Here is a 24126-nt window from a genome sequence, read left to right as displayed (position 1 = left end):
CATGGGATGGTTCAGCGGGATATTCGGCACCAACCGGGCACATGCGACCGGCGGCAATCTCTGGATCGGAGCCGATCCAGAGCATCTGCAGCCCGTAGACGACCCGGAGGGCTTGGGCGGCTACCAGCTTGCCCTCGATAAGCTGATCCGCGAGACGGCCCCGAAGCGGATATATCTCCGGTCCGGCGATCCAGAGGACCTGAGCATGGTCCGGAAGGCCCTGGAGTACCTGTCCTATATCGGCGGCGAGATTGCCGTCGTCGAGCAGATGCCCGACGACGAGGTGGCTGCGATTTTTGGTGTGGATGTGCCCCTCTATCGGGCGGCGGTGGCGAATCCCGACGGTAATGCGGGGGAGTATGCCGGATGACCCAACGGCAGAACGCCCGCCCACGAGGAAAACGCACAGGAGAAAGACATCATGGCAACGCAGGCAGCGATTGAGGAATCCCAAGAGGTGTTGGAGCCAGCGGACTCGGCAGGCCGCATGGGGCCAACGGAAAAATCCCGCGCGGTCCCGAAGATCATCAAGAAAAAGCTGACCCTGCCCATCTCGGGGGAGGTGGACCTTCCCCAGGCGGTGCGGGAGGCCATGAATTATCGGGTGGAGATGGTCCCTCTGGTCCTCGATGAGGGCTCGGTCCTCGCACGCTCCGAACTGAAGCCCGGCGAGCAACCCATTGCCTACGAGGTGCTCCGGAGGGGGAATGATCTGGAAGGATTGGACCCCCAGTTTTCCGTCACGTTGGATCGGATGCGCTTCGACACCCGCCAGGATCCCCAGGCGGCGGAAAAAGCGATCCAGAAGGCACGGGAACTCGCCGCGCAGAAGCTGGACATGAACGATCTGATCCCTGGATACAGCAGAGCGACTCCGGAAAACCAGGGCAAGCTCCTGAAATCCGCCTTCCGTGACGCCCTGGACGACGGGAAGGCACGCGCCAAGATTCCTGAACAAAGCCAGGAATCCGGCCCGACCAAGCCTGGACCCAAAAGCCCGGAACCGGACAACGCGGAGATGGTCCAGAACTGGCCCAACACGCAGCGTACCCCGCCGGCCAAAGCGCGCCAGGTCTTCGAGCGCCACGCTCCGGAGCCCCTTCTGGCGCACAAGAACCGGCCTTTGGTTTTGGACTACGGGGACCATATTACGGTCACCCGACGGGCCATGATGGGTATCGGCACATCGGCGAGACAAAGGCGCGAGCAGGCCGTCAGCACCGCCCTGCAGGCCGCCGTACAGCGGTTCGGGGAACCCGTTCACTTCGAGGGCAATCCCCAGTTTTTGCGAGAGACCGCAGCAATGGCCGTGAAGCTGGGGATCTCTTTGGAACCCGGCAGCAAGCTGGCCGAAGAGGTGTATCGGGAGGCTCAGGAGCAGGCCGCCCGGGAGCAGGGAAACGCGCTGGGTCCGGCCAGAAAGGCACCGGAGCCGCAAAAAAACCTGCAGCAGGATCGTGGATTGGAACGGTAAAAAAGGAGAGCAGTCATGCCAGTACGAATGATGCAGCGCAACAACCTGGTCAACGGCTTCATCGAGGTCAACGACGAGGTCACGGAAAAGGCCCTGGCCCAGGCCAAGGCCGAAATCGGCGACGCCGCCTGGAAACAGGGGCATAGCCCGGAGACCGAGCAGGTTATCCGGGCCGCCCTGAAAGCGCAGGGGGCCCGCTACGAAACGGAACTGAGCGGGCAGCTCACAGGGGTTTCCCTGGCTGAAACCCAGGCCAACGGCGCGAAGTTCCAGAAACTGCGCGTTACCCTGGAAAACGGCGAGGACAAGACCATCCTGTCGGCCGACCTGGGAAGCGAGTACGCCCAGCGCCTCATCGCCAAGCTGGATCGCGCGACCCAGGAGCACGCAGGCCAGATGGTGACTATCGGCGGTTTCGCGGAACCGGTGGAGAAAAACGGGCGATCCTTCACCAATCACGTGGCCACCCTGAAAGACGCCCAGAAGCAGGAAATCCAGGCCGCTCCCGGGCACTTCGAGCGGGCGAAGGAAGCCATCGACAAGGCGCAGGAGCCTCTGCGGCAATCCGGCATGGGAGAAAACCGGGAGATCCTGAACCAGGTCGCTCGGGCCGCGCGGGAGCAGTATTTTGCGAGCGTAGTTACGGATCTGGCCGGCCGTCTCAAGGAGCAGGGCGTCACCCAGACGCAGAGGCTCCCTCGCCTGGAAGGCCACCAGAAGGACGAACAGGGGACCTGGCGCAGCGTAGGGCTCTACGCGGACCAACAGGGCAAGCCCCGCGGCGTCCTGGTAGTCGAGAACAAAGAGCAGGGCTTGAAGGAGCGCCACAGCGTCGAGTTTCAGGAGCGCACCTCGAAATCGGGTATCCCCATGCTGGCCGCATCCGTGGCGCGGGAGGATGGAAGCAAGCTCTACGTCAACGTCCTGCCCCATGAGAACCGCAGCACGGGGGAGAAATTCCTGTCCACTTCTTTCGGGGAACGGGACCCGGCGGGCACCTTCCGGCAGATCGAGGGCCAAGGCGGCGGCCTGAAGCCCAACGAGGCCATGATACAGGCAGGGGACAAGGACCGCACGGTGCAACTGGTCCACGACAAACTGGGCGTGGACGTGCTGGCGAAGCACCGCGAAAAAGGGCAGGAACTGGTCCAGGGAGTCGAGCGATGAAGCACGGACAGGCGCTGGAACAATGGGCCCTGGCCGATCTCGGCAGGGTCAAGGACGAGCCCCGGCGGGAGCGTCTGAAAAAGCTCCTGGCGGAACTGCACCGGCACCCGGACAGCCATACCCTGCCCGTGGGGTCGGTGCAGAGGCAGCTGGTCGAGTCCCACGAGCGCCGGGTCCTGGAGCACGCCATGCACCTGGGCTATGTACCGCCGGAGAAGGTGGTACAGGAGCTGGGCATGCACCTGGGCCTGGAGTTGGGTCTGGGACTCTGAGTCCTCCCTGGGTACGCAACATGGCCGTTTCCCAATGAATCGTCGAACCGGGTTCATCGACGGCCCGCCGCTTTCCATCGACAGTCCGCCAATCATCCGATGGGCAAATTTCTCAGAGTGGTAATCCGTTGATATACAGGATGGCCTGTATTGCCCATAGCTCGGCGACCTGGCCAAATGGCCGGTGTCGCCACGTTGTCACGACGCTGGCAGCACCGCGGGGGAACACTCCTGCGCCGTCACCGCATGGCCTCCCACGGGTTGATGACGTTGAGGCCGGCCGCCTGGAACGGCGCAACGTCGCGCGTGGCGACCGTGAAGCCGCGCGCTTTCGCAATGGCGGCGATGTAGCCGTCTGGCGTAGGGAAGCCCTTGCCGGCAGCACGGGCGGTAACGGCCAGATCGGCGTAGTGCCGGGCTGCGTCGGTGTCGAAGGCAAGCACGCGATCCCCGAATAGTTCCAGCAGGCCATCCAGCGTTTGCGACAGCGTATCCTTGCGCCGGCCAGACGGCAGGGCACCGATGCCGAACAGCAGCTCGGCAAGCGTGACGCTGGACAGGTAAAGCGTTTCGGCAACCTGCTCATCCAGCCACGCCCGCACGGCGGAATTCGGTTCCGCTTTCATCGCCTCGGAAATGACGTTGGTATCCAGGACGATCATTCAAAGCTCATCGGCTCGGCCGGGGTCTTGTCGCGGAGCTGGTTGAGATGCTCCGCTTCGTCATCGGTCAGCCCGACACGGCGGCCCAGTTCGGCCAAGGCCGTGCCCAGGCGAAGCCGCTCCGATGGGCGCACGGTCGATTCGAGGATGTCACGGATTTCTGCCTCGGTGCTGCGGCCGTGCGTTGCCGCACGTACACGAAGCGCGCGATGCACCTCGTCCGGCAGATTTCTAACGGTGACTGTCGCCATGTTGACCACCTGTGCATTTGTGCTATCAATGCAGTCATTCTAAGCAGACTGATATCGCCGCGCAACAGGTCGAAAACATGCCTGATCCCTTGCTTGCATTCGTGGGAGCGAAAGACGCTGTCTGACAGAAGAAGGCGGATGGCCCCAGGCAGGCCGCACCGCCCATCCCCTTTTGGGCTGGCTATACCCGAGCAGGAACTTGCAAAAGGATTTGCTCTGGCATGCACAAGCCCGCCCTTTCCACCCTATTCATCGGCGCGACGGCCATGGTCACCTTGCCCTTGGCCACCCTTTTCGCCATTGGGCTTGCAGAACACTGGTCGCTCAACATCACGACCTGCATGCCGCTCGGTTTCTACCAGCGCGGCCCAAAGCCCTTGCGCCTGAAAGACGGCGACCGGGTGTATTTCTGCCCGCCCGTCCATGAGCATCTGCCGATCTCCTTTACCGGCCCATCCGCCCTGGTGGATGCCGCCCCCAAAGGGGACAACCCGGCCCTGTACGAGGCCATCACCGGACTCTGGCTGGAGCACGCGCCCCATGGCCAATGGGCCTGCGCCGGTCAGCTCATGCCCTTCGCCAAGATCGTCGCCGCAACGGCAGATCAGACCGTGGAGATCACCCGCCAAGGCGTCATCGCCAATGGCCGTCTGCTTCCCAACAGCCGGATCGTGTCCCGGGTGGACGGTATCCCGGTCATCCATCTGCCCATCGGCACGAAGCTCACCATCCCCAAGGGGTATTTCTGGGACTACGCCCCCGGCAACTTTGCCTACACCAGCGCCTACTACGGTCCCGTGCCGGCGAAAAACATCCTGGGCAGCCTGCAACCGGCCCTGGTGATCCCGGGAAGCCAGTATTGGTACACCGACAAGATCCAGAAGGAGAAACCATGATCCTGCCCGCCCTGGTCCAGCAATGCGCCCCGCAAATCGCCCCGGCCACCATGACGGCCATCGTCCGCGTCGAGTCCGGGGGTAACCCACTCGCTATGTGGAACAACACCACCCGAAGCCAGGTGATTCCAGGCAACCGGCAGCAGGCCATTGCCTATCTGCGGCAGGCCATGGCCAGCGGGCAGCGGGTGGATGTGGGCCTCGCCCAGGTGGACACGGAGAACTTCGCGGCCTTCGGATTGACACCGGCCACAGCCTTCGATGCCTGCTCCAATCTCCGGGCGGGTGCGCAGATCCTCACGGCGGCTTATCGCCAGGCGGTGGCCACCTTCGGTCCCGGGCAAAGCGCGTTGTATCACGCCTTCGAGGCCTACAACTCCGGGCGATTGTGGGGCGATGGCGTCTATGCCAGGCGTATCCTGGCCGCCTCCAGCCATCCATTTCCCTTGGGCGCAGGGGGTGTGTGTCCCCTCTCTAGCCCAAGTCATGGCCGGGCGTACCGGGTGGAAACGGTGCGATGGAATCCGGGACGTGCCCATGCGAGGCCAGAGCCATCACGACTGGCCTATGTGCTGACCTGGGGGCCCATCACGCGGACACCTTCCCCTGCAGCCCCTTGAACGAGACGTTCTCCGCATAGCGGTCCAGACGCTTTCGATCCGGTCGCCACGCAGCTACTCCACCGCTGGCCTGAACCAGCTCCGGCGGGAGTGTGTCGCCCGCTGTTCGGGCGAGCCAGGCGATCTTCGTGATCTGGTCCTGCGCGTCGCGGATATCCGGGTCGCCGTCGAGCAGGCCGTCCTGCGGGTCGTCCCCATCCGGCTCCTGGGCCGCGCCAGAGGCGTCTGCCCGGGCTTCTACGGATTTCAGGCCGGAGGGAGATTCGGGATCCTGAGCGGGGACGGCGTCTCCCTCCTGCTTGACGGGATCGGCAAAATCCTCGTCCACCAGAGCGGAGGCCTCCGGCGGGGCGGCCACCCGCTCCGCCTTGCCATGCCCCAAAAGCGTCTCGTAGTAGTTGTCCGGACGCTTGCTGATCTCGTCCCGATGGTCCGGCGGGTTCATCTGCGCCCTTTCCAGGAAGGTCGCGTTTTTGAAGTACAGGATTTGCCTGCCGTACACCGGCGCGAATCCGGCCACCATGACGATCATGTCGCCGGCCTGCACGATGTCCGATCCCTTCTTGACCGGGCCACGCAGGCGCAGGACCTCGTCCGGGGTCAGGAGATCCCGGGCCTGGTAGGTGATGGACCGGCTCTGTCCTTTGGGGGACGGCAAAAAGGACCCCTCCAGGCTTTGGGTAGTGTTCTCCATGGCGATGGTCTTCTTGCCCAGGGTCTTGGAGAGCCATTCCGCCGTCGTCACGTCGTTGGGCGCGTAGAAGATGCGCACGTGGCAGTTCTCGACGATGACCGAGCCGCCCGCCTTGCCATAGCCGTGGCCTTCGTCCTCCAGCTGCGACTTGCTCTGGGTGATCAGGAAGAGCTTGACGTTGTAACCGGCGAAGAAGGCGATGGCGTCCTGGAAGATGTCCATCTTCCCGAGGCTCGGGAACTCGTCCAGAAGCAGCAGCAAGGGGTGCTTGCCCTTGCAGACCATACGCCCTGCTTTAGGGATCAGCCGGTCCTCGCCGGTGAATTTCGAGGCGATGAGGTTCAGGACCAGACGGATGAGGGGCTTCAGGCGGTTTTTGTCTTCGGGGCTGGTCACCAGATAAAGGGACACCGGCTGGTCGGCGTCCTGGAGATCGGTGATGTGGAAGTCCGAGTATGCCGTCCACTGGGCGACGATGGGATCCCGATAGAGGGAGAGGAAGCTCATCATGGTGGAGATCACGCCCGACTTCTCGTTGGGAGCCTTGTTCTTCATTTCCTTGGCCGACTGGGCGATGACGGGGTGGACTTCCGCGTCCCCGTACTGGCTGACCCATACCCCTGCCAGCCGAGAGCTCTCCGGGCGGTGCTTTGTCCGCATCATCTCGTCGAAGGCATCGTCCACGGAGGCCAGCTTCGGATCGTTCAGGAAGGCAGCAACACCCCGCATGGTCTTATCCTGCCCGGCGTAGAGCACGTGCAGGATGACGGAGGTCAGCAGGGCAAAGCCCGTTTTCTGCCAGTGATCGTTCAGACCCTTGCCATCGGGATCCACGATCATGGTGGCGATGTTCATGACATCCTTGACCTCAAAGGGCGTACCGATGCGGACCTCTTCCAGGGGGTTGAAATGGCAGCACTGGGTTTCGGTGCCCCGGTCGCCGTTGTTGGCCTCCACGCCATTTTCCGGGTCTGCGTCCAGACCGAAACCAGGATTGAATTTCAAGATCCGATGCCCGATGGATTTTCGCCAGCCAGCGGTCAGCAGGTAGTTTTCGCCCTTGATGTCGTGGACCACCACACTTTCCTGCCAACCGCCCAGAAGGGTCGGCAGGACCAAACCCACCCCCTTGCCGGAGCGGGTGGGCGCAAAGCAGATGATGTGCTCCGCGCCCGCATGCTGGAGATAGACGGTCTGCCCTTTTTCGTCCACGAAGCCCCCCACGTAACAGACGCGGGGCCGACCCTCACTGTCGGGGCCAGGAGCACCCCAAAGGGCGCGGCGGACGGCCTGTTTGAGCCTGAGGGACAGGCTGGGCTTGGCCACGGGCAGCAAGGCCATCTGCTCCACTTCCTTGCGGCTCGCCCAGTGGGCCGAACCGTGCAGGCCGGTCTCATAGAGCTGTTTTTGCAGACGTCCGGCGCGGATGAACTGCCAGGCCGCCATCGCCAAAGTGGGCACGGCAGCTATGCCCCCCGCCACCTCGACCGTCTTTTGCATCCTGGGGTATTGCCAGAACTGGACCGCCATTTTGCTCAACTCCAGGGGAGAATATATGGGCAGCCCCAAGAAGGGTTTGGCAACGTAGCCGGGGAAGAAATTGGGCGCGTACGCACCGATGACGTAATGGACGCCCAAAGACGCGCCCAGATAGGCCGATGCAATGCCGGTCATGATGGTGGCGATCATGCCCAGCGCCGGGGCGTTGCGGATCTGCCGCTGCTTCCGGTAGTCGAGAATGTTTTGATCGGGCTGGTGGACACGCACGGCCATACAGGGATCCTTTTGCAAAAGAAATCTGGCTATGCCGGTATAGCCAGCGTGGCGGCGGATCGGCAGGTCCTGCAGACGGCAGGCCTTACTGACGGCAGGAACTGGCCGGTGGTGGACACCCGATGACGAAAAGCGGGGCTTATCGGTAACGAGCGACGCTATACCAGAACAAACCCGTTGCTATTCAGGATCGTCATGTTCCGCCGTCCCGGCTTTGCCATTCCCCTCTCGGCCTTCTGCGGGGCCTCGTGGATGCTGCCCATGCCCTGGGTAGGCCCGCTGCTCTCCCTGGCCTTCGTGGGCCTCGTACTGGCCCAGAAAAAGGCCCTGCGTCGCTATCTCGTAGCCTTGGCCTACTACGGCGCGGGCAGCGTGGGATTGTTGCGCGGGGTGGCCGTCTTCTTCGGCCCGCACGCGCCGTTCTGGGAAGGAGCTTTCCTCTGGCTGGAATCGTCCGCCTTGCTCGCGGCGGGATGGAGTCTTGCGGATCGTCCCTGGAGGGCTATCGCCGTCCTGCTCTTCGATGCCCTGGTGCCGCCCCTGTCCTTTTTTGACTGGCTCTCGCCCCTGGCGTCCGCCGGCGTGTTATTCCCCGGCTTCGGATGGGTGGGACTGATACTCACACTTGTCTGGGCGATAGGTGTCTGGTACCTGTTGTGGCCTCTGGAAGATCGGGATCAGGCCTGGACCGCGGCGCTACTCTTCGGCGCCGTCATGATTGCCAATGCGTGGCCCATGCTGTACCCCGCCCAGCCTCCAGCCGGATGGCGCGGCGTGGATCTCCACGTTGGTCCTGCCACCACCAACATCCTGGCCAACCAGGAGCGTCATGCCGCGATCCTGCGGGAGACCATGGCCCGGTCCCGGAATGCTAAGGTCCTGCTGCTACCGGAAACCCTGGAGACCGACTGGGCAGGCAATGCCTGGGCCATCCAGCAGGTGGTGCCCCGTGGGCAGACCTGGCTCGTGGGGATGTCGGTGCCGAGGCGACCTGGACTGCTGACGGACTCCATTATTGCGTTACAGCATAACAAGCCGCAGAAGATCTTGTTCAATTCGGCCTTTCCGGTGCCAGTCTCCATGTGGCATCCCTGGTCCCGGGGCACAGGCTATGTGGACAGCCAGAACGTGGGCTACGAAGCGTCCTGGTGGGAACCCGCCCGGAAAATCGACGGGATCCGGGCCTGGGCCAGCATCTGTTATGATCAGCTCTTGCCCTGGGTCTGGATGGAGGCCCTCATCCAGCACCCGCAGGTGATCCTGCTCACCAACAACGAGTGGTGGGCCCAGGGGACGGGCATACCCACCGTTCAGCGAAATACTGCCTGGGCCTGGGGCAGACTGCTGGGAGTGACAGGGATTGAGGCGGAGAACACTTGACTCATCAGAAATCCAGGGTTACTCCCTTTCGGCCGACTACGGCCCTAATCGAGTTTATTGATCTCTAGATGGTTCCTTCGTACAACATCGACAAATAAACTCGGTGCAGGTTACGCTACACAAGACGGACAAGTGGGGTCGGTCAGGCTACCGGCTATTGCGAGGTGTCCGTGCGCGTAGCACGAAACGCAAGTAGAAGCGGTAGAGCCCTGTCGGAAAGCCGGAAATATAGTTTCAAAGGGAGGAACTCCAACCGCATGGCATTACACCCGAATTTTCCACGCTCACCCTATGAGGTATTGCCCCCCGAACTGCGCTGGTTTCCGGCTGCGGAAGAACTGCGCAGCACCGCCTACGAAAAACTACTGCCGCCCCTCGTGGCCAAGGTGCGCGAGGAAGTCAAGACATGGCGTGATGCTGGCTACGCAGGCGCGTCGGCTACGTCACGCGACTTGCTGACATGGTGGTTCGAAACAGAACACCTGGTGGAGACGGCGGAAGGAGCACAAAGCGAGTTCCGCTACTACTTCGCACAGCGTGAAGCGGTTGAAACGGTCATCTGGCTCTATGACGTGCGCGGTGCGCGAGACAAGTTCGATCTATTGCGCTTCGACGCATCCGGCGCCGTGTCGGCCAATATGTTCGATGAGGCCTGGCCACGTTTCGTGGTCAAGATGGCCACTGGCGCGGGCAAGACCAAGGTGCTCTCGCTCCTTATCGCCTGGAGCTACTTTCACAAGCTATACGAGCCGGGCTCCACCCTGGCGCGCAACTTCCTGCTGATTGCGCCCAACATCATCGTGCTTGATCGTCTGCGCGCCGACTTCGACGGGCTGCGCATCTTCTTCAATGATCCTGTGCTACCCGACAATGGCCATGCTGGCCACAACTGGCGCGACGATTTCCAGATGGCGCTGCACATCCAGGACGACGTGCGCATCGTCCGCCCGACCGGCAACCTGTTTCTGACAAACATTCATCGCGTCTATCTCGCCGAGGTGACCGAGCCTTCGCTGGAGGATGATGATCTGCGCGACTATTTCCTCGCACCGTTCGGGGCCAAGCCGGTGGGCAAGACCACTGACAGCAACACCGACCTGGGCGAGATGGTGCGCGAGATCGATGAACTCGCCGTGTTCAATGACGAGGCGCACCACATCCACGACAGCCGCCTGGCGTGGTTCCAGTGCATCCAGGACATCCACCACAAGCTGTTGCAAAAGGACCTGCAGCTATCCATTCAGGTGGACGTGACGGCCACGCCCCGTCACGACAACGGTGCGATCTTCGTGCAGACCGTCAGCGACTATCCGCTGGTCGAGGCCATCGCCCAGAACGTGGTCAAACATCCGGTATTACCGGATGCCGCCAGCCGCGCCAAGCTTGCCGAGCACCAAAGCCCGATCATCTCCGAGAAATACGCCGATTACCTCAATCTGGGCGTCGAGGAATGGCGCAAGAGCTACGCCGAACACGAGAAGCTGGGCAAGAAGGCGGTGTTGTTCGTCATGGTGGACGACACCAAAAACTGCGACGAGGTGGGCAGCCACCTGGCAAGGATTTGCCCCGAACTGCAAGGGGCGGTGCTGGTGATCCACACCAAGAACAACGGCGAGATTTCCGAGGCAGCCTCCGGCAAGAGCAAGGAGGAACTGGAGCTGTTGCGCAAGCAGTCGAATGAAATCGACACCTGGAAATCGCCCTACAAGGCGATTGTCTCGGTACTGATGCTCAAGGAGGGCTGGGACGTGCGCAACGTCACCACCATCGTCGGCCTGCGCGCCTATGCCGCCAAGAGCAACATCCTGCCGGAGCAAACCCTCGGGCGCGGCCTGCGCCGCATGTATTTTGGCAGTGACCAGCGCGAAACCGTCTCGGTCATGGGCACGCCAGCCTTCATGGATTTCGTGGAATCCATCCAGAACGAAGGCGTCACGTTCGACCGTGTACCGATGGGCGGCATCGGTGGGCGCGAGCGCCAGGATTCTCTGGTCGTCGAAGTCGAAACCGAATCCCCAGACAAAAACATCGACGAACTCGACATCGCGGTGCCGCGTCTGACCCGGCGCTACAACCGGGAATTCAAAGACCTGACCGAGCTGGAGCCCGAACACTTCGGCAACAAGAAGCTGCCGATCAAGGCCTTTTCCCCGGAAGAGACCCGCGAGATTGTCTTCAAGACCATGCTCGAAGGAGAGGTCGATCACACCATGCAACTTGATGGTGTGGGGCTGGGCGATTACCGCTCCGTGGTGGCGTTTTTTGCGCGTCAGTTGCTCAAGGATTTGCGGCTCGTCGGTGGCTACGACCAGCTCTACCCAAAGGTCAAGACCTTTCTCCGCGACCATCTCTTCACCAGCCCCGTCGATCTGGAAGACCCGGTAATCCTGCGCAACCTGTCCGAGCCGGAAGTCGGCAAGGTGGTGTTTGACCACTTCCGTGCCGCGATCAACGCGCTGACGATCTACGAAGGCGGCAGCTCGCGGATCGATGGGCACATCAGGCTGCGCGACACCCGGCCATTCCGAACCGAGCCACGCGGCTTTGTCCAAGCGAAAAAATCGGTGTTCAACCGCATCGTCGGCGAGGCCAATGCCGACAGCCTGGAACTGGCTTTTGCTGCCTTCCTGGAGGCCGCGCCCGACGTGCAGGCTTTCGGCAAGAACTACATGGCCGTGGGCTTCAAGATCGAATACGTCAAAGCCAACGGCGATCTGTCCACCTACACGCCGGATTTCATCGTGCGCACCACGGACGGCAAGGTCTGGATTGTCGAGACCAAGGGCCGCGAGGAGATCGACTTGCCGCAGAAAATGGCCCGGCTGCGCCAATGGTGCGAGGACGCCACCGAGGCAACCAAGGACGATGGGGGGCCGAGTTACCACTTCGTCTATGTCGATCAGGAGGGATTCGAGCAGCACAAGCCATCGTCGTTCGCGGGCCTTGTCAGTGCATTCCGCGAATACCAAGAGGGCTGATCATGGCACGCCAAGAGAAAAAATCCTACGAGTTAAGCGAGGCGGAACAACGTGACCTGGTCACCTTGATCCAGCAAGGCAAGGCCTTACCGGAGAAATACCGCTTCATCCTGTTCGAGGACAAGCGCGAGGTCGAGCTGATCTGGAACGGCAAGACGCGGGACGTGTGCACCACGGTGCTTCCTTTCCAGACTCTGGAGCACGTGGACGAACCGCGCGCCGAGACCAAGACCCAGGGGGAGCTGTTTGATCCGCGTGGGCGGCAGGTCCGGGGGTGGACCAATAAGCTGATCTGGGGTGACAACAAGCTGATCCTGTCGTCACTCAAAGCCGGTGCCCTGCGTCAGCAAATCGAGGACGCCGGCGGCCTCAAGCTGATCTACATCGACCCGCCCTTCGATGTGGGTGCCGATTTCAGCATGGATGTCGAGATCGGTGGCGAGACCTTCCACAAGGAAGCGAACCTGTTGGAGCAGATTGCCTACCGCGACACCTGGGGGCGGGGGGCGGACAGCTTCATTGCGATGATGTACGAGCGGCTATTCCTGATGCGTGACTTACTCGCAGATGATGGGAGCTTTTTTCTCCATTGTGACTGGCGTGTTTCTCCATATTTGCGATTGGCCTTAGATGAGACATTCGGCAGAGAAAATTTCCGCAACGAGCTTTATTGGTATTACTACAACAAGATGCCAGACACGCGAAAAGGTGTTTTTCCCCGCTCGACTGACACCATTCTCTGGTACGTAAAGGATAGAAACAAAGGATATTGCTTTCACCCGCTTGAGGAACCCAGAGAAAAGGCAGTCAAGCAGCTACAACGTGTCAAGGTTGGTGGCCGTATGATCAACGCGCGAGACAGCGATGGGAATGTGCTCTACACAGATCGTACTGAGCGGGTCGTTGACAATGTTTGGCGGCTCTCGATGCTTCAACCCGCAGACAAGACCCAGAACCTATTTTTCCCTACTCAAAAGCCTGAGTCTCTACTTGAGCGCATCATCAACGCCAGCAGCAACCCCGGTGATCTGGTCGCCGACTTCTTCTGCGGTTCCGGCACCACAGCGGCGGTCGCGGAAAAGCTCGGCCGCAAGTGGATCGCCTCCGACCTGGGCAAGTTCGGCATCCACACCACCCGCAAGCGACTGATCGGCGTGCAGCGCGAGCTGAAGGCTGCAGAGAAAGACTTCCGCGCCTTCGAGGTGCTGAACCTGGGCCGTTACGAGCGCCAAGCTTATCTAAACGTCGGCGGACGCCTGACCGGCAAGCAGAAGGAACAGGCGCTGGCCCAGAGGGAAAACGAGTTCCGCGACCTGATTTTGCGCGCTTACAAGGCCACCGGTCTTGGCGGCAACGAAGGCGCACAGCCGCAGGACGGTTTCTTTCACGGGGCGCGCAACGGGCGGCTTGTGGTCATTGGCCCGATCAACCTGCCCGTGGGCCGACTATTCGTCGAGGAGGTCATCACGGAGTGCCGCAAGCGCGGCGCGTCCCGTGTGGATGTGCTGGCCTTTGAATTCGAGATGGGGCTGTTCCCGGCCGTGCTGGAAGAAGCACGCAGCAAGGGCATCGACCTTGCCCCGAAATACATCCCCGCCGAGGTGTTCGACAAGCGGGCGGTGGACAAGGGGCAGGTCGTGTTCCACGACATCAGCTTCGTCGAAGCGACGCCCCGCTACGACAAGAAGAACAAGCTCGCGGTTACGATCGAGTTGACGGACTTCTCTGTCTATTACACCCAGGGGGCCGCCGAGGCTGCGATTGCCGCCATGAAGGAGGGCAAGAGCGAAGTCATGTGCGAACAGGGGCAACTCTACAAGGTGATCAAAAACAAGGACGGGATCGTCACGAAGGATCGCCTGACTAGGCACTGGACGGACTGGGTGGACTACTGGGCCGTGGATTTCGACTACATGTCGCGCCGCGAGATCATCAAGGTGCCTGTCGGCACCGGCTTGAGCGGGGTCGCTTCACTGCCGGGCCTTGAGGCGCCACAGGGTGAAATGGCCTTGCCGCAGTTCGAGGAGCGCTGGACCGGCGGCTACATCTTCGAGAACGAATGGCAGAGCTTCCGCACCCGCCAGAATCGTGACCTGGAGCTGGCGACTGCCGTGCACACCTACGACCGGCCAGGCCGCTACACCGTGGCGGTCAAGGTGATAGATATCTTCGGCAACGACACGATGACGCTCGTGCCGGTGAATGTTGGTTAACGCGACCCCGGAGTGAAAATAGATGAATGACGGACAGGAGACAGGGATGACGCAAAACAACATGACACGATCCCAGGCGCTCAACGAGGCGTTGAAACAGCCGAATGGCGCGCGGTTCTACCGGTGCGCTCTTCAGGTTAATCCGTTCGCTTATCACGGCCGCCATGCAAAGCAGTCCGCTTTTCAAAACGAGGCGGATTACAACGCCGCGATCATCGCGGCTTGTCATGCCAACAGCATCGAGGCCATCGCGGTTACCGATCACTATCGGGTCAGTGACTCATGGGGTTTGATAAAGGCTGCTCGTGCTGCGGATATTTTCGTCTTCGGTGGCTTCGAGGCGGCGTCCAGTGACGGTGTCCATTTCCTGTGCCTCTATGATCCTGACAAAGACAACAGCCTGGAACGTTTCATCGGCGAATTTGGGGTGCGCGATCACGCAGCGCTCTCCCCACTCGGCGACAAGAATTGTCTTGAGCTGCTGAAATGTGTTCACGACCAGGGCGGCATCCCGATCGCTGCTCACGTTGCCGCCGATAACGGCTTATTGACGACACTTGAGGGGCAGCCGCGCATGAATGCGTGGAGGTCCAGTGATCTGTACGCTTGCGCACTGCCGGGGCCGATTGGCGACGCTCCACAAAATGTGCGCGCAATCCTGGAGAATAAAGACGCTGCGCATAAGCGGGAACGGCGTGTTGCCGTCATCAATGCGTCCGATGTGAACAGTCCAGAGGATTTAGCTGAGCCACGGTCAAGCTGCTGCATCAAAATGTCGGCACTGTCGGTAGAAGGCCTACGCCAAGCGTTTCTCGATCCAGAGTCTCGGATACGCCTGCATAGCGATCCGCATCCAGAGCCCCATGCCGAGTTCATCGCCATGGCCTGGGAAGGCGGCTTCCTTGACGGAACGCGATTGCACTTCAACGGCAACCTGAATGTGCTGGTGGGGGGCCGGGGGACCGGGAAATCGACCATCATCGAGAGCCTTCGCTACTCCCTTGCGATCGATCCCATTGGAGAAGAGGCAAACAAGGCCCACCAGGGCGTTCTGAAATGCGTCCTAAAGAGTGGCACCAAGATTTCGCTGCTCGTGCGGTCACACCATCCCGCCAAGCATGATTACACGATCGAGCGGACGATACCCAACCCGCCTGTTGTCAAGGACGAGCTCGGTAACGTTCTAACTCTGGCGCCCCTTGACGTAGCGCCGGGCGTCGAGATATTTGGCCAACACGAAATCTCTGAACTAACCAAGAGTCGCGAGAAGTTGACGCTCCTGCTGGAGCGGTTCGTCGAACGTGATCCGAATGCCGGTGCCCAGAAGGCAAAATTGCGCCTTGAGTTGGAGCGCTCGCGCGGCCGGATCGCTGATGTGCAACGAGAAATCAAGCTGATCGAGGAGCGCCTTAGCCTTTTGCCGAGCCTGGAAGAAACGCAGAAGCGATTTCAGGATGCAGGTCTGGAGGAACGCCTGAAAGAGAAGAGCCTCCTGGTGCGGGAAGAACAAATTTTGGCGACCATCAAGGAAAGGCTGGCTCCAGTTTCGACGTTGCGCCAGGAGCTGGCCGGGCTCCTGCCGATCGATACTGCTTTCCTATCCGCCAAGGCGTTGGAAGGTCTCCCGAACAGCGCGATGCTGATCGAGGGTGCAGCCATTCTCGATCAAGTAACTGCGCAACTTCAAGCAATCGCCGGCCAGATTGAGCAGACACTTTCCGTGTCCGATGCTGGCCTGTCGGCCTTGCGCGGCCGTTGGGACGAACGCAGGCAAGCAGTAGAAACCACCTATCAGGCCCTCTTGCGCGAACTTCAGAAATCCAAGATTGACGGCGAGGAGTTCATCCGCCTGCGCCGACAGATCGAGGAATTGAGGCCACTTCGGGAGAAAAAAGAAATCCTCACTCGTGACTTGGCTGCATACCTGCAGAATCGGCGCAACTTGCTTGATGAGTGGTTCAATCTTCAATCCGCCGAGTACCGTGCCTTAGAGAAGGCAGCCAAGCGCGTCTCCAAAAAACTGGCTGGTCGGGTGCGGGCCATGGTCACGATGGGGGGCAATCGTGAGCCATTGGAAAAGCTCTTGCGTGATGAAATTGGCGGCAACCTTGCGGCGCTGCTGGAGCGTTTGAAAAGCCGCGACACCCTGTCGCTGCTGGACTTCGCTCAACGCTGCCGTGAGGGTAAAGATTCGCTCGTCAGTAATTACAGTCTCCCGCCCGCAGCCGCCGAGCGGCTGGCCCAGGCTGGGCCTGATATCTTCATGAGGCTGGAAGAGTTGGAGTTGCCCGCGACCACCAAGATCGAACTGAATACATCGGCAGAAGACGAGCAAGAAGCGTGGCAAACGATCGAAGCCCTCTCGACCGGCCAAAAGGCAACGGCGGTTCTCTTGCTGCTGCTGCTGGAGTCGAAAGCCCCTCTCGTCGTAGATCAGCCTGAGGACGATCTCGACAATCGCTTCATCACGGAAGGCGTCGTGCCGACGATGAAGGGTGAAAAGCGTAAACGACAGTTTGTCTTCTCGACACACAATGCCAATATCCCAGTCCTTGGTGACGCTGAGCTGATTATCGGCCTTTCGACGGGCGTTCAGAATGAGACTGTTCAAGGGCGCATCAACAAACAGCATATGGGCTCGATTGATATGGAGCCCGTGCGCGAAATGGTCGAGGAAATTCTTGAGGGCGGTAAAGCCGCTTTTGAGATGCGCCGCCAAAAGTATGGCTTCTAATAGCGAGAAGCTCGTACAATAACCTAGAATAGCTTCCAGGTCGGCGAGCGGTAAGAGTGCCGCCGTAGAACAATACAAGGTGCTGATGGAACCGCGCCATTAATTGTCCGGCCAAGCGTAGCTACACGCCCCGCACCGCCGCTACCAGAGCCCTTGGCGAGATATGCGTGTACCGCTTCAGCATCTGCGTGGACTTATGACCGGTTATAGCCTGTACCGTCATGATCGGCAAGCCGCGCTCGCAGAGGCGGCTGGTGGCCTCATGGCGCAGGTCGTGAAAGGTCAGACCCTCGACGCCAGCTTTCTTGAGCACCTTGAAGTAGCTGGCCCGCATGCCGTCGGTGGTATAGCTCCAGACCCTGCCCTTGGGATCCGTACCGCGCCGCTCCCGCTGCCGCTTGAGACACTCTTCCGCAGCGATGGACAGCGGTACCAGACGGGTCTCCCCGTTCTTCGTATCTTGCAGAAAAACTGTGTGATTGCGGAAATCCAACCGATCCCAGGTCAGGCCCATGATTTCGGACTGGCGCATGGCAGTCTCGATGGCAAAGCGCACGATATCCGCGAGTTCAGGATTCGTTCCTTCACACACCGCCAACAACCGCTCTTCTTCATCGCCGACAAGCCTTCGGTCCCGTCCCCGGGGGAGTTTGGGCTTGCGCACCAGGGGCACCGGATTGATGAGATCGGCCATACCCCATTCCGACCGGGCAATGGTGTAGAGATGCGAGATCAGAGCCAGGTATAGCCGGATGGAGTGCGGACCCAATCCCTTGGGGTGCGCTTCGCTGGGCCGCTCCCAGTGCTTCACCATCAGGGCCAGCCGCTGGCCGCTGATCTCCGCCAAAGCCAGATCCCCGAACGTGCCCTTGAGATCGGCCATGATGCCCAATTCCCGTTTCTGGGTGGTGGGTTTCTTGTCCGGGAGAACGTCCATCTCATAGCGCAACAGCGCGTCGGCAAGGCGGTATTGCCGAGCCTCCAGGCGCTGACAAACCTCTGCGGGGGTCTGCCGGTCGAGTTCCGCTTCCTTTTTGAACGCCCAGGCCGTGGCCTCGGCTTTGGTGTCGAAGGTAGCCGAGAGGTAAGGATAACCCTGCCTGCGGATCTGCACCCGCCAATACTTGCCGCGACGATTGATGCTTGCCATGCTCACTCGCCTCCCGCCCTGTCCCGTTTATGTCAGACAAGGTATTCGGCTAGCGTGCCAAAATCAATAGGCTGTGAAGACTGTATCTATTGGGCTTTCGGCAGGAGCAGAGGATTTTTTATCCGCCTGTCGGGCGAGCAGTTACTGTGCCAACTCTGTGCCAATTGGTGGTTTTCTTGCCCAAATATATTGAGCAACATATTGTTTTATATGGTGCCCAGGGGCGGAATCGAACCACCGACACGAGGATTTTCAGTCCTCTGCTCTACCGACTGAGCTACCTGGGCTGTGAGAGTCGCGATTTAATCCGACTCCGCTGCGGAAGTCAAGGCAAGGGCGCGCTGATAGAGGCGCCGGTGGGGGGCGCCGCTTTGGGCCTCGGCAAGTCGCACGGCTTGCGCCAGGGGGAGTTCCTGCAACAATGGGCGGAGCAGGCGATCGAGGTCTGCCTCGCCGCTTTCGCGTTCTGGCGCGCCAGCGAGCACCAGGCACATCTCGCCGCGTTGGCGCTCCGGGGAGGCAGTCAGGGAGGCATGGATTGCTGCCAGGCTCTCGCCTATGGCTTCTTCGTGCAACTTGGTGATTTCACGGGCCAAAATGGCGCCGCGAGCGCCAGACAGCAGCGCAATCATGTCCTCCAGGGTCGCCAAAATGCGGTGTGGTGCTTCGTAGAAGATCATGCTGCGAGTTTCCGCCTCGAGTTCGCGCAGGCGCTGCTGCCGTGCCGCGCTTTTGGCTGGCAAAAAGCCCTCAAAGCAGAAGCGGTCCGTAGGCAGGCCGGCCAGGGCCAGGGCGGCCAGGGCCGCAGAGGGGCCGGGGACGACGGTGATCGCAACTCCGGCACGGCGCAGTTCGCGGACCAGCGGGTAGCCGGGGTCGGAGATCAGCGGCATGCCGGCATCCGAAATCAAGGCAAGGCGCTCGCCGGCCTGCAGGTAGCCGAGGATGCGGGGGATCTGGCTGCGCTCGTTGTGCTCGTGGAGCGGTTCGGTGCGCGGCTGGATACCGATGCTTTGAAAAAGGCGCTGGGCATGGCGGCGGTCCTCGACGAGGATCCGGTCGGCCTCGCTGAGCACTCGCCGTGCCCGGGGTGAGAGATCCTCCAGATTGCCGATGGGCGTACCGACGATTGCCAAGCGGCCGGGATAGTTTTCTCGTCCAATTGACATCTCCATCCTCTCATTGCGCACCTGCGGTCTTCTCCCTACACTTTGCCCCATGCAGCAGCTCTCCAGACTCTTCGCGCCCGCATCGTGGCGCCTCGGAAGCACGGCGCTTCTCACCGTGTTGTTGAGCGCTTGCGCCAGTATGCCACATTCACCGTCGCCAACCCCCACTCCCGCGCCGGTGGCGGTGACGCCGGCGGCAACGGAAATCAGTCAGGCACAAGAGGCTGACCGCCTGCTGGCGGAAGGAAAGGACCTTGCGGCTGCCAAGGAGTACATCCAGGCCGCTGCCGCGAGCGGGGCCGATAAACAACTCGAGTACCTGCTCAAGGCAGCGCAGGCTTCTTTGGATGGCAATCGCGCGCAGGTGGCGAGTCTGCTCAGTGCCGAGGTGCTGCGCCTGAGTCAGGATCCGTCCCAACGTGCCAAGGCACTGTGGATTCAGGCACAGGCTTATCAGCGCGATGGGCAGGACAAGCTGGCGCGCGGCGCCCTTGCCGAGCTCCTCAGCATCAGTGCTGTCTCTCCCGAGCAACGGGCCATCGCGATGAAAGAGCTGGCGGATATCTATCAGCGCGAAAACCACGATCTCACGGCCCTCGATTTTCTGGTGAAGCGGGATGCACTTCTCTCTGGTGCCGCCAAGGCGGAAAACCGGCAGCATATTCATTCGCTATTGGATGCGCAAAGCTCGGCAAAACTGAAAAACTGGCAGGGGCGCAGCGGCGATCCGATCGTACAGGAATGGCTGGCCTTTGCCTTGATCGCTCGGGAACATGTCGACCCCGCGAGCCGTGCGGCAGCGTTTGCCGCTTGGCTGCAGGCGCACCCGGGTCATCCCAACATTCATTACGAACATGCAGCGGCAACCCCAGCGAGTGGAGCCAAGGGTGCGATTTGCACCCTGCTTCCCACCACGGGCCGCTTTGCCGACGATACCCTGGCCTTCACGGCGGGTCTGCAAGTGGCGGCGCGGCAGGCCTCGGGGTCAGCCATTCACGAACTAAGTGACAGCAGCGACCCGGCACTGAATGCTACCCAGTATGCTGCGGGGGTTCAGGCCGGCTGCGCGGCTTTTGTCGGTCCCGCTTTGCCACAGGATATCAATGCCGTGCTCGGTGCGCGCCACCCGCAGGATCCGCCCATCCTGCTGCTTGGCGACGTCGCCAGCGATCCTGGCAAAGGCATCTACGACTTTGACATCAGTTTGCAGGTGGTTGCCCGACGCGTCGCGGAAGATGCGTTTCAGGCCGGCTATCGCCAGGCCGCGGTACTGTATCCTTTGGATGCCCAGGGGGCCGCCATGCAGGCGGCCTTTCTGGAAAACTGGAAGCGGCTTGGTGGCGACGTTGCGGGCGTCGCCCACTACCGAGTGGGAAATGGCGATACTGCAGGCGCTGTGCGGGAGGCGTTGGGCTCTGTCAGTGGACAAAGGGCTTTCTTTTTCCTAGTCGCGCCAGAGCAAAATCTAGCGACGATCGTTGGCGATATCCGCGCGCAGAGTTCCGGTCCGATCCTTTTGGCGGGCATTCCCACTTTTACCAGTGAGAATTCTGGCGGACTGAGTGGCGCCAAGATCTATGCCCTGGGCATGCCCTGGGTGTTCGACCCGCAGATGGCCAATGGTCCTGCCGCCGAAGCAGTCAAGCAGAGTCTGCCGCAGGCAACGGCGCAACAGTGGCGTATGGCGGGGCTCGGGGTGGAGGCCTATGGCTTGCTGGCGAAGATCCTTGGCTCGACGGCATCGGCCCAGCAGGAGAACAGGCAGTTGATGGGGATTGCCGCAGATCCGGTGCGACACGGCCAACGCCATCTGCAATGGGTAACCTGGCAGAATGGTACCCTGCAGGTCTTGCCGCAGTTGCCGAGGCCCTGACGATGCCTTCTCCCACGCAGCGCATTGGCCAGTGGCATGAAGATCGCGCGCAGGGGCTGTTGCGTGAACGAGGAATGCGCGTGCTGGAGCGCAACTTTCGCTGCCGCCTTGGCGAGATCGACCTCATTGCCCAGGACCGGGACAGTCTCGTCTTTATCGAGGTCCGCAGCCGCAGCCACGACCGCCAGGGGAACGCTGCCGCCAGCATCGGACCGCGCAAACAACAACGGATCATCCGCGCCGCCCAATTTTTTCTGTTGCGCCATGTCCAATATCAGTCCTGGCCCTGTCGCTTCGATGTCGTGAGCTTTGATGGCGAGGAAGAGGGCGAGTGGATTCGTGATGCCTTTCAGGTGCCCAGCCCATGAATGATTCGCTATTTTGGCCAGTGCAACTGGCTGAGCATCGCACCCTTTTGCGTGCGCTGGAGGAGCTGGCAGGGCCCTGTCGGCACGCAGAGGAGAGCATCCTGCGCAGCCTGCGGCGCGGCGGCAAGCTCTTGAGCTGTGGCAATGGCGGCTCCGCCGGAGATGCCGCCCATATTGCCTCGGAACTGGTCAATCGCTTCGAGGGTTGGCGCCGACCCTTGCCGGCTATCGCCCTCAGTACCGACGGGGCGGTGTTGACCTCCATTGCCAATGATCTCGACTACGAGCAGGTTTTCGCTCGCCAGGTGGCGGCCTTGGGCAACGCCGGAGATGGCCTGCTCGTATTCAGCACCTCCGGCAATTCCGCCAACATTCTCGCTGCGGTGCGTGCGGCGCAGGCTCGGGGTCTGTGGGTGCTTGCCTTTACCGGCCGGGACGGCGGCGCCCTGGCGCGGGAGCTGCGTCCCGGAGATATCGAGTTGCGCGTACCCCATGAACGCACGGCCCGTATTCAGGAAGTCCACCTGCTGCTGATTCATAGCCTCTGTGCTGCCGTCGATGCCCACGCGGCGGAGTTGGAACAGCCGCAAACCCTGGACGATAAAATCATCAACGATTGGGGCGAGCTGGCGGTGCGGATACAGGGCCAGCGTCCGCTGGTGTTCACCAACGGCGTTTTCGACATTCTCCACCGTGGCCATGTGCAGTACCTCGCGGAGGCGAAAGCCGAAGGCGCTACTCTGGTGCTGGCGGTGAACAGTGATGCTTCAGTGCGGCGCCTGGGCAAGGGTGCCGATCGCCCGATCAATCCCCTCGCCGATCGCCAAGGGGTCCTTGCCGGCCTGGCCGCGGTGGACTATGTCACGGCTTTCGATGATGACACCCCTCTGCGACTGATTCAAAGGCTGCGGCCCGAAATCCTGGTCAAGGGGGGCGACTGGCCCGTCGAAAAAATTGTTGGCGCGACCGAGGTACAGGGCTGGGGCGGCCGGGTGTTGAGCATTTCCTTTCGTCATCAGCGCAGTACCACCGGCCTGTTGCAGAAAATTCGGGACACCCGGTCATGAGCCAGGGGGCCATTGCCGGATTCAAGGCCAGCCTGGGTGCCGAGCGTGCCCGCGATGATCAGTACACGCGCGAGCTGTATAGCCGTGATGATACCCCCGAGGCACGGCTGCCCGCCATCGTGCTCTTCCCCCACAGCCATGAAGAGGTACAGGCCATCGTCCGTCTGGCAGGGCGTCATCGCATTCCTCTAACGGCGCGCGGGGCGGGCTCCGGCAACGTCGGCGGCGCCTTGCCGGTGGAGGGCGGGGCGGTGCTCTCATTCGAGTGCATGACGCAGGTGCTGGAATATGCCCCGCAGGAACGCCTCATCCGCGTGCAAAGCGGCTGCATCACCGGCGAGATCGATCGCATCGCCAGCCGCGATGGACTGGCGTATCTCCCGGATCCCGGTAGCAGTCCCTACTGCCGCATCGGCGGCAATCTGGCGATGAATGCCGGGGGGCCGCATGCCGTCAAATACGGTGTGACCCGAGACTATGTTCTGGGCCTGCGGGCCGTGACCGGGCGTGGCGAAACCCTGGAAACCGGCGTGCGCACCAGCAAGGGCGTGGTGGGCTATGATCTCACCCGGCTGTTGGTGGGCAGTGAAGGTACCCTGGCCCTGATTACCGAGGCGACGCTGCGGCTGGCACCGCGTCCTGCCGCGCGAGCCTTGTTGCGCGCCGCCTATGCGCAGAGCAAAGATGCCTGTGCCGCGGTGAATCGGGTCATGCAGCAGGGTTTTCTGCCCAGCGCGGTGGAGTTCATGGACGCCCACGCCCTGGCGGCGGTGCGCGGCATGGGCGCCGCGAACAGCCTGCCCGACAGCAGTCGCGCTCTGCTTATGGTCGAGGTGGATGGTGAAGCGGCGGATCTCCCGCGTCAGTTGGAGTTGATGGCTGTCGCGCTCTCCGGGGCGGGGCTGCTGCAGATCGAACACGGTCAGGACGAGGCGGCCATTGCTGCCCTGTGGGCGGCGCGCAAGTCGCTGTCTCCGGCGACCAAGGCCATGGCCCCGCGCAAGATCAATGAAGATGTGGTGGTGCCGGTGCCGCGCCTTTGTGATCTTCTGGCCGAGATCGAAGACATCGCCAGCGCCGAACGCTTGCGGATCGTCAGCTTTGGTCATGCCGGCAATGGCAATCTCCACGTCAATTTCCTCGTCGACCCCGCCAACCCGGACGAGATGCGACGCGCCGAGCGGGGTCTGGATCGTCTGTTCAGCAGCGTGCTGGCGCTGGGCGGTACGCTTTCCGGAGAACATGGCATCGGCAGCGTCAAGCGCGCCTTCGTGGGCCGCGAACTGGACCCCGTCAGCCTGCACCTGCAGCGGCAAATCAAAGGGCTCTTCGATCCCCTGGGCGTCCTCAACCCTGGCAAGCTGTTTCCCGACGACTAAGCCCCC

19 protein-coding genes and 1 tRNA gene are annotated in these 24126 nt (G+C 61.5%); 14 read left to right on the top strand and 6 right to left on the bottom strand.

What is annotated here, in order from left to right:
* Nucleotide 1: 1 nt before the first annotated feature.
* The 4 genes from MQE22_RS12845 to MQE22_RS12830 are packed head-to-tail and all read left to right on the top strand — an operon-like array spanning nt 2 to nt 2913.
* Nucleotides 2-370, top strand: coding sequence for a hypothetical protein (locus MQE22_RS12845; RefSeq protein WP_215873660.1), 369 nt, complete (start codon nt 2-4; stop codon nt 368-370).
* Between the two features lie 51 nt (nt 371-421).
* Nucleotides 422-1474, top strand: coding sequence for an LPD7 domain-containing protein (locus MQE22_RS12840; RefSeq protein WP_215873659.1), 1053 nt, complete (start codon nt 422-424; stop codon nt 1472-1474).
* A 15-nt stretch (nt 1475-1489) separates the two neighbouring features.
* On the top strand, nt 1490-2641 hold the full coding sequence (locus MQE22_RS12835; protein ID WP_215873658.1) for a hypothetical protein: 1152 nt from the start codon (nt 1490-1492) through the stop codon (nt 2639-2641).
* On the top strand, nt 2638-2913 hold the full coding sequence (locus MQE22_RS12830; RefSeq protein ID WP_215873657.1) for a hypothetical protein: 276 nt from the start codon (nt 2638-2640) through the stop codon (nt 2911-2913). The genes MQE22_RS12835 and MQE22_RS12830 overlap by 4 nt, the downstream gene beginning before the upstream one ends.
* A gap of 239 nt (nt 2914-3152) precedes the next feature.
* On the opposite strand, the gene MQE22_RS12825 is transcribed toward MQE22_RS12830, so the two are convergent.
* Complete coding sequence (locus MQE22_RS12825) at nt 3153-3575, bottom strand: type II toxin-antitoxin system VapC family toxin (RefSeq protein ID WP_215873656.1); 423 nt, start codon at nt 3573-3575, stop codon at nt 3153-3155.
* Nucleotides 3572-3826, bottom strand: a complete 255-nt coding sequence (locus tag MQE22_RS12820) for a FitA-like ribbon-helix-helix domain-containing protein (RefSeq protein WP_215851307.1) — start codon at nt 3824-3826, stop codon at nt 3572-3574. The genes MQE22_RS12825 and MQE22_RS12820 overlap by 4 nt, the downstream gene beginning before the upstream one ends.
* A gap of 221 nt (nt 3827-4047) precedes the next feature.
* Between MQE22_RS12820 and MQE22_RS12815 the strand changes: the two genes are divergently transcribed.
* Nucleotides 4048-4722, top strand: coding sequence for a S24/S26 family peptidase (locus MQE22_RS12815; protein WP_215873655.1), 675 nt, complete (start codon nt 4048-4050; stop codon nt 4720-4722).
* Nucleotides 4719-5342: a lytic transglycosylase domain-containing protein gene (locus MQE22_RS12810; RefSeq protein WP_226838461.1), complete on the top strand. Its 624-nt coding sequence runs from the start codon at nt 4719-4721 to the stop codon at nt 5340-5342. Before MQE22_RS12815 ends, MQE22_RS12810 begins: the two co-directional genes overlap by 4 nt.
* Here the strand turns inward: MQE22_RS12810 and MQE22_RS12805 are convergent.
* Nucleotides 5311-7809, bottom strand: coding sequence for a type IV secretory system conjugative DNA transfer family protein (locus MQE22_RS12805; protein ID WP_215873654.1), 2499 nt, complete (start codon nt 7807-7809; stop codon nt 5311-5313). The genes MQE22_RS12810 and MQE22_RS12805 overlap by 32 nt on opposite strands.
* Before the next feature lie 195 nt (nt 7810-8004).
* Here MQE22_RS12805 and MQE22_RS12800 point away from each other — a divergent pair, with 195 nt between their 5' ends.
* From MQE22_RS12800 to MQE22_RS12785, 4 genes are all read left to right on the top strand, one after another.
* The gene (locus tag MQE22_RS12800; RefSeq protein WP_226838459.1) at nt 8005-9189 is read left to right on the top strand and encodes a carbon-nitrogen hydrolase family protein; all 1185 of its coding nucleotides are present in this window, start codon (nt 8005-8007) and stop codon (nt 9187-9189) included.
* A gap of 257 nt (nt 9190-9446) precedes the next feature.
* Nucleotides 9447-12167, top strand: coding sequence for a DEAD/DEAH box helicase (locus tag MQE22_RS12795; RefSeq protein WP_215873653.1), 2721 nt, complete (start codon nt 9447-9449; stop codon nt 12165-12167).
* Between the two features lie 2 nt (nt 12168-12169).
* Nucleotides 12170-14380 (top strand): DNA methyltransferase, encoded by a 2211-nt coding sequence (locus tag MQE22_RS12790; RefSeq protein ID WP_215873652.1) that lies wholly within the window; start codon nt 12170-12172, stop codon nt 14378-14380.
* Nucleotides 14381-14426: 46 nt separating this feature from the next.
* Nucleotides 14427-17114: a TrlF family AAA-like ATPase gene (locus MQE22_RS12785; protein WP_226838457.1), complete on the top strand. Its 2688-nt coding sequence runs from the start codon at nt 14427-14429 to the stop codon at nt 17112-17114.
* Between the two features lie 121 nt (nt 17115-17235).
* Here the strand turns inward: MQE22_RS12785 and MQE22_RS12780 are convergent, their stop codons facing one another.
* The 3 genes from MQE22_RS12780 to rsmI all read right to left on the bottom strand — a co-directional run bounded on the left by MQE22_RS12780 (nt 17236) and on the right by rsmI (nt 19433).
* A complete protein-coding gene (locus MQE22_RS12780) occupies nt 17236-18264 on the bottom strand; it encodes an integrase (protein WP_215873651.1) in 1029 nt (342 codons plus the stop codon).
* Nucleotides 18265-18475: 211 nt separating this feature from the next.
* Nucleotides 18476-18551: transfer RNA gene (locus tag MQE22_RS12775), tRNA-Phe, on the bottom strand.
* 15 nt (nt 18552-18566) lie between these two features.
* On the bottom strand, nt 18567-19433 hold the full coding sequence (gene rsmI, locus MQE22_RS12770) for a 16S rRNA (cytidine(1402)-2'-O)-methyltransferase (protein ID WP_226827300.1): 867 nt from the start codon (nt 19431-19433) through the stop codon (nt 18567-18569).
* A 139-nt stretch (nt 19434-19572) separates the two neighbouring features.
* Here rsmI and MQE22_RS12765 point away from each other — a divergent pair, with 139 nt between their 5' ends.
* The 4 genes from MQE22_RS12765 to MQE22_RS12750 are packed head-to-tail and all read left to right on the top strand — an operon-like array spanning nt 19573 to nt 24120.
* Nucleotides 19573-21306 (top strand): penicillin-binding protein activator, encoded by a 1734-nt coding sequence (locus MQE22_RS12765; protein WP_215872195.1) that lies wholly within the window; start codon nt 19573-19575, stop codon nt 21304-21306.
* Nucleotides 21307-21308: 2 nt separating this feature from the next.
* Nucleotides 21309-21674 carry a YraN family protein gene (locus MQE22_RS12760; protein ID WP_215872196.1) on the top strand — a complete coding sequence of 122 codons (366 nt, stop codon included), beginning with the start codon at nt 21309-21311 and terminating at the stop codon, nt 21672-21674.
* Entirely contained in the window at nt 21671-22741 is a 1071-nt protein-coding gene (rfaE2, locus tag MQE22_RS12755) for a D-glycero-beta-D-manno-heptose 1-phosphate adenylyltransferase (RefSeq protein ID WP_215872197.1), read from the top strand. Before MQE22_RS12760 ends, rfaE2 begins: the two co-directional genes overlap by 4 nt.
* Nucleotides 22738-24120, top strand: a complete 1383-nt coding sequence (locus MQE22_RS12750; RefSeq protein ID WP_215872198.1) for an FAD-binding oxidoreductase — start codon at nt 22738-22740, stop codon at nt 24118-24120. The genes rfaE2 and MQE22_RS12750 overlap by 4 nt, the downstream gene beginning before the upstream one ends.
* The last annotated feature ends 6 nt before the right edge of the window (nt 24121-24126 follow it).

This window comes from Acidithiobacillus sp. YTS05 (assembly GCF_024396695.1).
Lineage (GTDB): Bacteria > Pseudomonadota > Gammaproteobacteria > Acidithiobacillales > Acidithiobacillaceae > Igneacidithiobacillus > Igneacidithiobacillus copahuensis.
The sequence above is the reverse complement of the archived record's forward strand: the minus strand, read 5'-3'. Positions and strand labels throughout refer to the sequence as shown.